General features: G+C 47.0%; 12 protein-coding genes. All 12 read left to right on the top strand.

All coding sequences use genetic code 11. The annotated features are described in order from the left end of the window. The first annotated feature begins 1 nt into the window (after position 1). The 12 genes from wcaJ (at position 2) to rfbF (ending at position 14,062) form a co-directional block, all read left to right on the top strand. Positions 2-1,396: a UDP-glucose lipid carrier transferase gene (gene wcaJ / locus SF2110; RefSeq protein NP_707942.1), complete on the top strand. Its 1,395-nt coding sequence runs from the start codon at positions 2-4 to the stop codon at positions 1,394-1,396. Between the two features lies 1 nt (position 1,397). After that, positions 1,398-2,876, top strand: coding sequence for a colanic acid exporter (gene wzxC / locus SF2109; protein NP_707941.1), 1,479 nt, complete (start codon positions 1,398-1,400; stop codon positions 2,874-2,876). Between the two features lie 179 nt (positions 2,877-3,055). Further along, positions 3,056-4,336, top strand: a complete 1,281-nt coding sequence (wcaK, locus tag SF2108; RefSeq protein NP_707940.1) for a colanic acid biosynthesis protein — start codon at positions 3,056-3,058, stop codon at positions 4,334-4,336. Continuing rightward, complete coding sequence (gene wcaL / locus SF2107) at positions 4,333-5,553, top strand: colanic acid biosynthesis glycosyltransferase WcaL (protein NP_707939.2); 1,221 nt, start codon at positions 4,333-4,335, stop codon at positions 5,551-5,553. Before wcaK ends, wcaL begins: the two co-directional genes overlap by 4 nt. A gap of 10 nt (positions 5,554-5,563) precedes the next feature. Continuing rightward, a complete protein-coding gene (gene wcaM, locus SF2106) occupies positions 5,564-6,958 on the top strand; it encodes a colanic acid biosynthesis protein (protein NP_707938.1) in 1,395 nt (464 codons plus the stop codon). 174 nt (positions 6,959-7,132) lie between these two features. Next, positions 7,133-8,026, top strand: coding sequence for a GalU regulator GalF (gene galF / locus SF2105; RefSeq protein ID NP_707937.2), 894 nt, complete (start codon positions 7,133-7,135; stop codon positions 8,024-8,026). A 372-nt stretch (positions 8,027-8,398) separates the two neighbouring features. Continuing rightward, positions 8,399-9,484, top strand: a complete 1,086-nt coding sequence (rfbB, locus tag SF2104) for a dTDP-glucose 4,6 dehydratase (RefSeq protein ID NP_707936.1) — start codon at positions 8,399-8,401, stop codon at positions 9,482-9,484. Further along, the gene (rfbD, locus tag SF2103) at positions 9,484-10,383 is read left to right on the top strand and encodes a dTDP-4-dehydrorhamnose reductase (protein ID NP_707935.1); all 900 of its coding nucleotides are present in this window, start codon (positions 9,484-9,486) and stop codon (positions 10,381-10,383) included. The genes rfbB and rfbD overlap by 1 nt, the downstream gene beginning before the upstream one ends. Positions 10,384-10,441: 58 nt before the next feature. Further along, positions 10,442-11,320: a glucose-1-phosphate thymidylyltransferase gene (gene rfbA, locus SF2102; RefSeq protein NP_707934.1), complete on the top strand. Its 879-nt coding sequence runs from the start codon at positions 10,442-10,444 to the stop codon at positions 11,318-11,320. Positions 11,321-11,324: 4 nt separating this feature from the next. Then, the gene (rfbC, locus tag SF2101) at positions 11,325-11,870 is read left to right on the top strand and encodes a dTDP-6-deoxy-L-mannose-dehydrogenase (RefSeq protein ID NP_707933.1); all 546 of its coding nucleotides are present in this window, start codon (positions 11,325-11,327) and stop codon (positions 11,868-11,870) included. Positions 11,871-11,885: 15 nt separating this feature from the next. Then, the gene (gene rfbE / locus SF2100) at positions 11,886-13,142 is read left to right on the top strand and encodes a polysaccharide biosynthesis protein (protein ID NP_707932.1); all 1,257 of its coding nucleotides are present in this window, start codon (positions 11,886-11,888) and stop codon (positions 13,140-13,142) included. Between the two features lie 29 nt (positions 13,143-13,171). Next, entirely contained in the window at positions 13,172-14,062 is an 891-nt protein-coding gene (gene rfbF, locus SF2099; RefSeq protein ID NP_707931.1) for a dTDP-rhamnosyl transferase, read from the top strand. The last annotated feature ends 27 nt before the right edge of the window (positions 14,063-14,089 follow it).

Raw genomic sequence — 14,089 nt, 5'->3', positions numbered from 1 at the left:
GATGACAAATCTAAAAAAGCGCGAGCGAGCGAAAACCAATGCATCGTTAATCTCTATGGTGCAACGCTTTTCAGATATCACCATCATGTTTGCCGGGCTATGGCTGGTTTGCGAAGTCAGCGGACTGTCATTCCTCTACATGCACCTGTTGGTGGCGCTGATTACGCTGGTGGTGTTCCAGATGCTGGGCGGCATCACCGATTTTTATCGCTCATGGCGCGGTGTTCGGGCAGCGACAGAATTTGCCCTGTTGCTACCAAACTGGACCTTAAGCGTGATTTTCAGCGCCGGACTGGTGGCGTTCAACAATGATTTCGACACGCAACTGAAAATCTGGCTGGCGTGGTATGGGCTGACCAGCATCGGACTGGTGGTTTGCCGTTCATGTATTCGCATTGGGGCGGGCTGGCTGCGTAATCATGGCTACAACAAGCGGATGGTCGCCGTAGCGGGGGATTTAGCCGCCGGACAAATGCTGATGGAGAGTTTCCGTAATCAGCCGTGGTTAGGGTTTGAAGTGGTGGGCGTTTACCACGACCCGAAACCGGGCGGCGTTTCTAACGACTGGGCGGGTAACCTGCAACAGCTGGTCGAGGATGCAAAAGCGGGCAAGATTCATAACGTCTATATCGCGATGCAAATGTGCGACGGCGCACGAGTGAAAAAACTGGTCCATCAACTGGCGGATACCACCTGTTCGGTGCTGCTGATCCCCGACGTCTTTACCTTCAACATTCTCCATTCACGTCTCGAAGAGATGAACGGCGTTCCGGTGGTGCCGCTGTATGACACGCCGCTTTCGGGGGTTAACCGCCTGCTAAAACGTGCGGAAGACATTGTGCTGGCGACGCTTATTCTGCTGCTGATCTCCCCGGTGCTGTGCTGTATTGCGCTGGCGGTGAAACTCAGTTCACCAGGGCCGGTTATTTTCCGCCAGACTCGCTATGGTATGGATGGCAAGCCGATCAAAGTGTGGAAGTTCCGTTCCATGAAAGTGATGGAGAACGACAAAGTGGTGACCCAGGCGACGCAGAACGATCCGCGCGTCACTAAAGTGGGGAACTTTCTGCGCCGCACCTCGCTGGACGAATTGCCGCAGTTTATCAATGTGCTGACCGGGGGGATGTCGATTGTCGGTCCACGTCCGCACGCAGTAGCGCATAACGAACAGTATCGCCAGCTCATTGAAGGCTACATGCTGCGCCATAAAGTGAAACCGGGCATTACCGGCTGGGCGCAGATTAATGGCTGGCGCGGCGAAACCGACACGCTGGAGAAAATGGAAAAACGCGTCGAGTTCGACCTTGAGTACATCCGCGAATGGAGCGTCTGGTTCGATATCAAAATCGTTTTCCTGACGGTATTCAAGGGCTTCGTTAACAAAGCGGCATATTGATATGAGCTTACGTGAAAAAACCATCAGCGGCGCGAAGTGGTCGGCTATTGCCACGGTGATCATCATCGGCCTCGGGCTGGTGCAGATGACCGTGCTGGCGCGGATTATCGACAACCACCAGTTCGGCCTGCTGACTGTGTCGCTGGTGATTATCGCGCTGGCAGATACGCTTTCTGACTTCGGTATCGCTAACTCGATTATTCAGCGAAAAGAAATCAGTCACCTTGAACTCACCACGCTGTACTGGCTGAACGTCGGGCTGGGGCTTGTGGTATGTGTGGCGGTGTTTTTGTTGAGTGATGTCATCGGCGACGTGCTGAATAACCCGGACCTGGCACCGTTGATTAAAACATTGTCGCTGGCGTTTGTGGTGATCCCCCACGGGCAACAGTTCCGCGCGTTGATGCAGAAGGAGCTGGAGTTCAACAAAATCGGCATGATCGAAACCAGCGCGGTGCTGGCGGGCTTCACTTTTACGGTAGTTAGCGCCCATTTCTGGCCGCTGGCGATGACCGCGATCCTCGGTTATCTGGTCAATAGTGCGGTGAGAACACTGCTGTTTGGCTACTTTGGACGCAAAATTTATTGCCCCGGTCTGCACTTCTCGCTGGCGTCTGTGGCACCGAACTTACGTTTTGGTGCCTGGCTGACGGCGGACAGCATCATCAACTATCTCAACACCAACCTTTCAACGCTGGTGCTGGCGCGTATTCTTGGCGCGGGCGTGGCAGGGGGATACAACCTGGCGTACAACGTGGCCGTCGTACCGCCGATGAAGCTGAACCCAATCATCACCCGCGTGTTGTTTCCGGCGTTTGCCAAAATTCAGGACGACACCGAAAAGCTGCGTGTTAACTTCTACAAGCTGCTGTCGATAGTGGGGATTATCAACTTTCCGGCGCTGCTGGGGCTGATGGTGGTGTCGAATAACTTCGTACCGCTGGTATTCGGCGAAAAGTGGAACAGCATTATTCCGGTGCTGCAATTGCTGTGTATTGTGGGTCTGCTGCGCTCCGTGGGTAACCCGATTGGTTCGCTGCTGATGGCGAAAGCGCGGGTCGATATCAGCTTTAAATTCAACGTATTCAAAACATTTCTGTTTATTCCGGCGATTGTTATTGGTGGGCAGATGGCGGGCGCAATCGGCGTCACGCTCGGTTTCCTGCTGGTGCAGATTATCAACACCATTCTGAGTTACTTCGTGATGATTAAACCGGTTCTTGGTTCCAGTTATCGCCAGTACATCCTGAGTTTGTGGCTGCCGTTTTATCTCTCGTTGCCGACGCTGGTGGTCAGTTATGCGCTGGGCATTGTGCTGAAAGGGCAACTGGCGCTGGGGATGCTGCTGGCGGTGCAAATAGCCGCGGGCGTGCTGGCGTTTGTGGTGATGATTGTGCTGTCACGCCATCCGCTGGTGGTGGAAGTGAAGCGTCAGTTTTGTCGCAGCGAAAAAATGAAAATGCTTTTACGGGCGGGGTGAATTGCTGTTTTCGGTTCCGACAACGGTTGCCGGATGCGGCGTAAAACGCCTTATCCGTCCTACGGTTCTGTGCTCGGGACCTGTAGGCCTGATAAGACGCGCCAGCGTCGCATCAGGCAAAAAACGGCAACGAACACAACAAACACAGCCTCACCTGGCATCAAATTTATGAGGAAAAAATGAAATTACTTATTCTGGGCAACCACACTTGCGGCAATCGTGGCGACAGCGCCATCTTGCGCGGCTTACTTGATGCCATCAACATCCTCAATCCACATACCGAAGTGGACGTGATGAGCCGCTATCCGGTCAGTTCTTCCTGGCTGCTCAACCGCCCGGTAATGGGCGATCCGCTGTTCCTGCAGATGACACAACACAATAGCGCGGCGGGCGTTGTCGGGCGCATTAAAAAAGTCCTCCGTCGCCGCTACCAGCATCAGGTATTGCTCTCACGCGTCACCGACACTGGCAAGCTGCGCAATATCGCCATCGCCCAGGGATTCACCGACTTCGTGCGCCTGCTGTCAGGTTACGACGCCATTATTCAGGTCGGCGGATCGTTTTTTGTCGATCTCTACGGCGTGCCGCAGTTTGAACATGCGCTTTGCACATTTATGGCGAAAAAGCCGCTGTTTATGATTGGTCACAGCGTCGGCCCCTTCCAGGATGAGCAATTTAACCAACTGGCGAACTATGTCTTTGGTCACTGCGACGCGCTGATCCTGCGCGAATCGGTCAGCCTTGATTTGATGAAACGCAGAAATATCACCACCGCAAAAGTGGAACATGGCGTCGATACCGCGTGGCTGGTCGATCACCACACCGAAGACTTCACCGCCAGCTATGCCGTTCAACACTGGCTGGACGTTGCCGCACAACAGAAAACAGTGGCAATTACCCTGCGCGAACTGGCACCGTTCGACAAACGTCTCGGCACCACTCAACAAGCGTATGAAAAAGCCTTTGCCGGGGTGGTCAATCGCATTCTCGATGAAGGCTATCAGGTGATTGCGCTCTCCACCTGTACGGGTATCGACAGCTATAACAAAGACGACCGCATGGTGGCGCTCAATCTGCGCCAGCACATCAGCGATCCTGCCCGTTACCACGTAGTGATGGATGAACTCAACGATCTGGAAATGGGCAAAATTCTCGGAGCCTGTGAACTCACCGTCGGTACGCGCCTGCACTCCGCCATTATCTCAATGAACTTTGCTACTCCGGCGATTGCCATCAACTATGAACATAAATCCGCCGGGATTATGCAGCAGCTGGGACTGCCAGAGATGGCGATTGATATTCGTCATTTACTGGACGGCAGCCTGCAAGCGATGGTTGCGGATACCTTAGGCCAGCTTCCGGTGCTGAACGCTCGATTTAACGAAGCCGTCAGTCGCGAACGTCAGACGGGAATGCAGATGGTGCAGTCTGTGCTTGAGCGCATCGGGGAGGTGAAATGAAGGTCGGCTTCTTCTTATTGAAATTCCCGCTGTCGTCGGAAACCTTCGTCCTCAATCAAATTACCGCGTTTATTGATATGGGCTTTGAAGTGGAGATTGTCGCTTTGCAAAAAGGCGATACAGAGAACACCCACGCGGCATGGACGAAATACAACCTTGTCGCCAGAACCCGCTGGTTACAGGACGAACCTGCGGGCAAAGTAGCGAAACTGCGCCACCGCGCCAGCCAGACCTTACGTGGCATTCATCGTAAAAATACCTGGCATGCGCTCAACCTCAAACGCTATGGTGCCGAGTCGCGGAACCTGATTTTGTCTGCCATTTGTGGTCAGGTCGCAACACCGTTTCGCGCCGATGTGTTCATCGCTCATTTTGGCCCGGCGGGGGTAACCGCAGCAAAACTACGCGAACTGGGTATCATTCGCGGCAAAATTGCCACCATCTTCCACGGTATTGATATCTCCAGTCGGGAAGTGCTCAACCACTACACTCCCGAATATCAACAACTGTTTCGCCGTGGCGACCTGATGTTACCGATAAGCGATCTGTGGGCCGGAAGGCTGCAAAAAATGGGCTGCCCCAGAGAAAAAATCGCCGTATCGCGTATGGGCGTGGACATGACGCGCTTTAGCCCGCGTCCGGTGAAAGCGCCCGCAACGCCGCTGGAAATCATATCTGTCGCACGCTTAACCGAGAAAAAAGGCCTGCATGTGGCGATTGAAGCCTGCCGTCAGTTGAAAGAGCAGGGCGTGGCATTTCGCTATCGCATCCTCGGCATTGGCCTGTGGGAACGACGCCTGCGCACCATCATCGAACAATATCAACTGGAAGATGTGGTAGAGATGCCGGGCTTTAAACCGAGCCATGAAGTGAAGGAGATGCTCGACGACGCGGATGTCTTCCTGTTGCCATCGGTAACGGGCGCGGATGGCGATATGGAAGGCATTCCGGTGGCGCTAATGGAAGCGATGGCGGTCGGTATTCCGGTGGTTTCTACTCTGCATAGCGGAATTCCTGAACTGGTGGAGGCCGATAAATCCGGCTGGCTGCTGCCTGAGAACGATGCTCGCGCACTGGCACAACGTCTGGCGGCGTTTAGCCAACTGGATACCGACGAACTGGCTCCGGTCGTCAAACGTGCGTGCGAAAAAGTCGAACACGATTTTAACCAGCAGGTGATTAATCGAGAACTCGCCAGCTTGCTGCAGGCTTTATAGAGGAGAACGTATGCCATTTAAAACACTCTCCCGACGCACCTTCCTGACGGCAAGCTCGGCGCTTGCCTTCCTCCATACCCCTTTCGCTCGCGCACTTCCCGCCCGACAAAGCGTTAACATTAACGACTACAACCCACATGACTGGATCGCCTCATTTAAACAAGCCTTCAGCGAAGGGCAAACGGTCGTCGTGCCTGCCGGATTCGTTTGTGACAATATCAACACCGGCATCTTCATCCCTCCCGGCAAAACGTTACACATCCTTGGAAGCCTGCGCGGCAACGGCAGAGGGCGATTTGTCTTACAGGACGGCAGCCAGGTGACAGGGGGAGAGGGCGGCGGTATGCATAACATTACCCTGGATGTGCGTGGTTCTGACTGCACCATCAAAGGGCTGGCGATGAGCGGCTTTGGCCCGGTAATGCAGATTTATATTGGCGGCAAAAACAAACGGGTCATGCGCAACCTGACCATCGATAACCTCACTGTCAGCCACGCTAATTACGCCATCTTACGCCAGGGATTTCATAACCAGATTATCGGTGCCAACATTACCAACTGTAAGTTCAGCGACTTACAGGGCGACGCCATTGAATGGAACGTGGCAATTAACGACAGTGATATTTTGATATCTGACCATGTCATCGAGCGTATCAACTGTACCAACGGCAAAATCAACTGGGGCATCGGCATAGGCCTTGCGGGAAGCACTTATGATAACAACTACCCGGAAGACCAGGCAGTGAAAAACTTTGTCGTGGCGAATATCACGGGATCGGATTGTCGGCAGTTGATCCATGTTGAAAATGGTAAACATTTTGTTATTCGTAATATCAATGCCCGCAATATCACGCCGGATTTCAGTAAGAAAGCGGGCATTGATAACGCGACAGTCGCTATTTACGGTTGTGACAATTTCGTGATTGATAATATTGAAATGATTAATAGCGCCGGGATGTTAATCGGCTATGGGGTAATTAAAGGCAAATATCTCTCGATACCGCAAAATTTCCGAGTGAATAATATTCAACTGGATAATACCCATCTTGCTTATAAATTGCGCGGCATCCAAATCTCCGCCGGGAATGCCGTCTCCTTTGTGTCGCTAACTAACATTGAGATGAAGCGTGCCTCGCTGGAGTTACACAACAAGCCGCAACATCTTTTTATGCGAAATATCAATGTGATGCAGGAATCCTCAGTTGGACCAGCATTGAGCATGAACTTCGACATGCGCAAAGACGTTCGCGGCGTCTTTATGGCGAAAAAAGAAACACTGCTGTCTCTTGCAAATGTTCATGCGGTGAATGAAAGAGGGCAAAGCTCCGTCGATATCGACAGGATTAATCACCATATTGTTAATGTGGAAAAGATTAACTTTAGATTGCCGGAACGGAGGGAGTAGATTTGCGACCATTCCTGGAAAAATGGAGCCATACTTAGGAACAATGCTACTGCAATCCACAACGAAGCGGCGTAACATCACAAGTAATTCAGTAATCAATTCAGGGTAATTGATGCTGGCGAAAAAAATCGAACAAGCTATAATTCAGCAACCATTTTACAGGTGGATGAAATAATGACGAATTTAAAAGCAGTTATTCCTGTAGCGGGTCTCGGGATGCATATGTTGCCTGCCACTAAGGCGATACCCAAAGAGATGCTACCAATCGTCGACAAGCCAATGATTCAGTACATTGTTGACGAGATTGTGGCTGCAGGGATCAAAGAAATCCTCCTGGTAACTCACGCGTCCAAGAACGCGGTCGAAAACCACTTCGACACCTCTTATGAGTTAGAATCACTCCTTGAGCAGCGCGTGAAGCGTCAACTGCTGGCGGAAGTACAGTCCATCTGTCCGCCGGGCGTGATCATTATGAACGTGCGTCAGGGCGAACCTTTAGGTTTAGGCCACTCCATTTTGTGTGCGCGACCTGCCATTGGTGACAACCCATTTGTCGTGGTACTGCCAGACGTTGTGATCGACGATGCCAGCGCCGACCCGCTACGTTACAACCTTGCTGCCATGATTGCACGTTTCAACGAAACGGGCCGCAGCCAGGTGCTGGCAAAACGTATGCCGGGTGACCTCTCTGAATACTCCGTCATCCAGACTAAAGAGCCGCTGGACCGTGAGGGTAAAGTCAGCCGCATTGTTGAATTTATCGAAAAACCGGATCAGCCGCAGACGCTGGACTCAGACATCATGGCCGTAGGTCGCTATGTGCTTTCTGCCGATATTTGGCCGGAACTGGAACGTACTCAGCCTGGTGCATGGGGACGTATTCAGCTGACTGATGCTATTGCCGAGCTGGCGAAAAAACAATCCGTTGATGCAATGCTGATGACCGGCGACAGTTACGACTGCGGCAAAAAAATGGGCTATATGCAGGCGTTTGTGAAGTATGGCCTACGCAACCTGAAAGAAGGGGCGAAGTTCCGTAAAGGTATTGAGAAGCTGTTAAGCGAATAATGAAAATCTGACCGGATGTAACGGTTGATAAGAAAATTATAACGGCAGTGAAGATTCGTGGCATAAGTTTTGCTCATTGAATTTTCCTGCCGTTGCCGTTTTTATAAAGCCTATAAAAACAAGAAGTTACATAGCTCATATTATTCAAATTTTTCCAGGATTTTCCTTGTTTCTACGGCTGTTTGGTAAGACAATTAACGTTTGAATTTTTCGGATTTGGCGCGAGTGGCTAACGCTCGCCACATCGTTGAGATGCATGCAGTGCACTGGTAGCTGTTAAGCCAGGGGCGGTAGCGTGTATTAATACCTCTATTAATCAAATCTGGAGCAGTCTATTTCACAGCATGCTCTATAGCTATATGGAATAAAAAAGTGAAGATACTTGTTACTGGTGGCGCAGGGTTTATTGGTTCTGCTGTTGTTCGTCACATAATAAATAATACGCAAGATAGTGTTGTTAATGTCGATAAATTAACATACGCCGGGAACCTGGAATCACTCGCTGATGTTTCTGATTCTGAACGTTATGCTTTTGAGCATGCAGATATCTGCGATGCTGTAGCCATGTCGCGTATTTTCGCACAGCACCAGCCAGACGCGGTGATGCACCTGGCGGCAGAGAGCCACGTTGACCGTTCAATAACGGGCCCTGCGGCATTTATTGAAACCAATATTGTGGGGACTTATGTTCTTTTAGAAGCGGCGCGCAATTACTGGTCTGCTCTGAATGATGAAAAGAAAAAAAGTTTCCGCTTTCATCATATTTCTACTGATGAAGTTTATGGTGACTTACCCCATCCGGATGAAGCAAATAATAACGAAGCGTTACCGCTATTTACGGAAACGACAGCTTACGCGCCAAGTAGCCCGTATTCTGCGTCTAAAGCTTCCAGCGATCATTTGGTACGTGCCTGGAAGCGGACTTATGGTTTACCAACCATTGTGACTAATTGCTCGAACAATTATGGTCCTTATCACTTCCCGGAAAAACTTATTCCATTGGTTATTCTGAATGCTCTGGAAGGTAAGGCATTACCTATTTATGGTAAAGGGGATCAAATTCGCGACTGGTTGTATGTAGAGGATCATGCTCGTGCGTTATATACCGTCGTAACCGAAGGTAAAGCGGGTGAAACTTATAACATTGGTGGACATAACGAAAAGAAAAACATCGACGTAGTGCTCACTATTTGTGATTTGTTGGATGAGATTGTACCGAAAGAGAAATCTTATCGTGAGCAAATTACTTATGTTGCCGATCGCCCGGGGCATGACCGCCGTTACGCCATTGATGCCGATAAAATTAGCCGCGAATTGGGCTGGAAACCGCAAGAAACGTTTGAGAGCGGGATTCGTAAAACGGTGGAATGGTATCTGGCTAATACAAATTGGGTTGAGAATGTGAAAAGCGGTACTTATCAGTCGTGGATTGAACAAAACTATGAGGGCCGTCAGTAATGAATATCCTGCTTTTCGGCAAAACAGGGCAGGTGGGTTGGGAACTGCAGCGTGCTCTGGCTCCTCTGGGTAACTTGATTGCGCTCGATGTTCACTCCACTGATTATTGTGGAGATTTCAGCAACCCCGAAGGTGTGGCTGAAACCGTCAAAAAAATTCGCCCCGATGTTATTGTTAATGCTGCTGCTCACACTGCAGTAGACAAAGCGGAATCAGAACCGAATTTCGCGCAATTACTTAACGCGACATGCGTCGAAGCGATTGCAAAAGCAGCTAATGAAGTCGGAGCCTGGGTTATACACTACTCCACTGATTATGTTTTCCCAGGCAACGGTGACACGCCATGGCTGGAAACGGATGCAACAGCACCGCTAAATGTCTACGGTGAAACCAAGCTAGCTGGGGAAAAAGCGTTACAAGAACATTGCGCAAAGCATCTTATTTTCCGTACCAGCTGGGTATACGCTGGTAAAGGAAATAACTTTGCCAAAACGATGTTGCGCCTGGCAAAAGAACGCGAAGAGTTGGCTGTAATAAACGATCAATTCGGCGCACCAACGGGGGCTGAATTACTGGCTGATTGCACCGCTCATGCCATTCGCGTGGCCGCAAATAAACCAGAAGTTGCTGGTTTGTACCATCTGGTTGCTGGTGGTACAACAACCTGGCACGATTATGCCGCTCTGGTATTTGAAGAAGCGCGCAGAGCGGGGATCAACCTTGCTCTTAACAAACTTAATGCCGTGCCGACAACGGCCTATCCCACACCAGCACGTCGTCCCCATAATTCTCGCCTCAATACCGAAAAATTTCAGCAGAACTTTGCGCTTGTCTTGCCTGACTGGCAGGTGGGCGTGAAACGTATGCTCAACGAATTATTTACGACCACGGCAATTTAACAAATTATTGCATCTCGCTCATGATGCTAGAGCGAGATGAATTAAAAGGAATGGTGAAATGAAAACGCGTAAAGGTATTATTCTGGCTGGTGGTTCCGGCACTCGTCTTTATCCTGTGACAATGGCTGTGAGCAAACAACTGCTACCGATTTATGATAAACCGATGATTTATTATCCGCTTTCAACGCTTATGTTGGCGGGTATTCGAGATATTCTGATTATCAGTACGCCGCAGGATACACCACGTTTTCAACAATTGCTTGGTGATGGAAGCCAGTGGGGGCTTAATCTGCAATATAAAGTACAACCGAGTCCGGATGGTCTGGCGCAAGCATTTATCATTGGTGAAGAATTTATAGGTGGTGATGATTGTGCGCTGGTACTTGGTGATAATATCTTCTATGGTCACGACCTGCCGAAATTAATGGATACCGCTGTTAACAGAGAGAGTGGCGCAACGGTTTTTGCCTATCACGTAAATGATCCTGAGCGCTACGGTGTGGTGGAATTTGATGATAACGGTACGGCAATTAGTCTGGAAGAAAAACCGCAGGAACCAAAAAGTAACTATGCGGTTACTGGGCTTTATTTCTATGACAATGACGTTGTAGAAATGGCGAAAAACCTTAAACCATCTGCACGTGGCGAACTGGAAATTACCGATATTAACCGTATTTATATGGACCAAGGACGTTTGTCTGTCGCTATGATGGGGCGTGGTTATGCATGGCTGGACACGGGGACACATCAAAGTCTTATTGAAGCAAGCAACTTCATTGCAACAATTGAAGAGCGTCAGGGGCTGAAAGTTTCCTGCCCGGAAGAAATTGCTCACCGTAAAGGCTTTATTGATGCTGAGCAAGTGAAGGTATTAGCCGAGCCGCTGAAGAAAAATGCTTATGGTCAGTATCTGCTGAAAATGATTAAAGGTTATTAATAAAATGAACGTAATTAAAACTGAAATTCCTGATGTGCTAATTTTTGAACCAAAAGTATTTGGTGATGAGCGGGGCTTTTTTATGGAAAGCTTCAATCAGAAAGTTTTCGAAGAGGCTGTAGGACGAAAGGTTGAGTTTGTTCAGGATAACCATTCTAAATCAACTAAGGGTGTGTTACGCGGACTGCACTATCAGCTGGAACCTTATGCTCAAGGAAAACTGGTACGCTGTGTTGTCGGTGAAGTTTTTGACGTAGCTGTTGATATTCGGAAATCATCACCAACATTTGGCAAGTGGGTTGGTGTAAATTTGTCGGCGGAGAATAAGCGTCAATTATGGATACCGGAAGGATTCGCTCATGGGTTTTGCGTTCTTAGTGATGAAGCAGAATTTGTCTACAAAACAAATAATTTCTATTCAAAAATGCAAGAGCGTGGGATTTTATGGAGCGACAAAAGTATAAATATAGAATGGCCGGTTCAAAATCCATTGCTTTCTGATAAAGATATTAATGGTCAAAAATTTGTAGATGCTGATTATTTTATATGATAAAGAAATGTAATAATGAGCATAATAAAAAATAGTGTCTGGAACCTTTTTGGCTATGCAATACCAACTTTAATTGCTATCCCCTCGCTAGGATTTCTCGCTCGAGGTTTGGGGCCTGAAGGTTTCGGTGTTTATACAATTGCAATTGCACTTGTTGGGTATGCTGGAATTTTTGATGTAGGCCTGACTCGCTCTGTTATTAGAGAAATTGCAATTCATCGTGATAATCATCATGAAAGAACCAAGGTAATTTCAACAAGTACATCTTTTTTGGTGCTATTTTCATGCTTTGGTGCTTTTTTATTATTGATTTTCTCTGATGGAATTGTTAATTATCTAAAAATTTCTGGTGTTGAACATAGTGATATACAACTAGCATTTAAACTGTTGGCTATTTGCATTCCATTATTTATTCTAAATCAATTATGGTCAGCCATTCTTGAGGGGGATGAAAAATTTGGCATTGTAAATATTCAAAAATCTATATCAAGCTCTTGCATCGCGGGAATTCCGGCCATATTTGTTTTTTATAGTGCTACATTGTCGGCAGCGGTTGCTGGTTTAATATTTGCAAGAGTTATTTCGATTTTAGTCTCTGCCTATTATGTCAGGAATGATATTAAAATTTCGGGGGTTCATTTTTGTTATAAAACCTTTAAACGACTCTTTTTCTTTGGCGGTTGGATGACAGTAAGTAATATCATAAGTCCGGTCATGGTGTATTTTGATCGATTTATAGTGTCAAATATTATGGGGGCAGATAAAGTTGCATTTTATTCTGCACCAGCGGAGGTTATTCTAAAATTAGGAATAATACCTGCAGCAATCGGGAGGGCAGTGTTTCCAAGGTTAAGTAACATCAAAGACTTTAAAGAATTTAAACGTAATGTAAATAAATCATTGCTTTTAATGTTTCTAATCTGTTTGCCGGTGATAATCATAGGCTTGTTATATTCAGGGCTTGTATTGAAAATATGGTTTGGTGAGAATTATCAAATTAATTCCTTTAATATATTAAATGTGTTATTGATCGGTTTTTTCTTCAATGCGCTGGCAATGATACCATTCTCTGCAATCCAGGCATTAGGAAAATCTAAAATTACTGCTTTGATTCATTGTGCTGAATTGGTTCCTTATTTAGCCCTTTTGTATTTTATGGTCGAAAAATATGGGTTACTGGGTGCCGCAATATCCTGGAGCATACGTGTAATTTTAGATGCTCTGTTATTACAATGGCTTTATACTAGAATGTGTTCTGTATATGAAAACTAAAATTAACCAATTACTGAGTCACTTGGATAATGAATAGTAATATTTACGCTGTCATTGTGACATATAATCCCGAACTTAAAAATCTGAATGCACTGATCACTGAACTAAAGGAGCAAAATTGTTACGTTGTAGTAGTCGATAATAGGACTAATTTCACCTTGAAAGATAAATTAGCAGACATTGAAAAAGTTCATTTAATTTGTCTTGGTAGGAATGAAGGTATAGCAAAAGCACAAAATATTGGGATTCGATATTCTCTTGAAAAAGGGGCAGAGAAGATAATTTTTTTTGATCAAGATAGCCGTATTCGCAATGAGTTTATCAAAAAACTTTCCTGCTATATGGATAATGAAAATGCAAAAATAGCTGGCCCAGTTTTTATTGATAGAGATAAGTCACATTATTATCCTATTTGTAATATCAAAAAAAATGGTCTTCGAGAGAAAATTCATGTCACTGAAGGACAGACACCGTTTAAAAGTTCAGTAACAATCTCATCCGGAACCATGGTTTCAAAAGAAGTTTTTGAGATTGTTGGAATGATGGATGAGGAACTTTTTATTGATTATGTCGATACAGAATGGTGTCTTAGATGCTTAAACTATGGCATATTAGTTCATATCATTCCTGATATAAAAATGGTTCATGCTATTGGGGATAAGTCAGTAAAAATCTGTGGGATTAACATACCAATTCACTCGCCAGTACGTCGTTATTATCGAGTAAGAAATGCATTTCTTTTGCTTAGAAAAAATCATGTGCCTCTTTTACTCTCTATTAGGGAAGTTGTTTTTTCTTTAATTCATACGACTTTAATTATCGCAACTCAAAAAAATAAAATTGAATATATGAAAAAACATATTTTGGCTACGCTGGATGGAATAAGAGGAATTACTGGGGGCGGTCGTTATAATGCATAGTTCTGATCAAAAAAGAGTAGCTGTACT

The sequence above is a fragment of the Shigella flexneri 2a str. 301 genome (genome assembly GCF_000006925.2).
Taxonomy (GTDB): Bacteria; Pseudomonadota; Gammaproteobacteria; order Enterobacterales; family Enterobacteriaceae; genus ECMA0423.
This window is presented reverse-complemented; position numbering and strand designations above follow the sequence as displayed.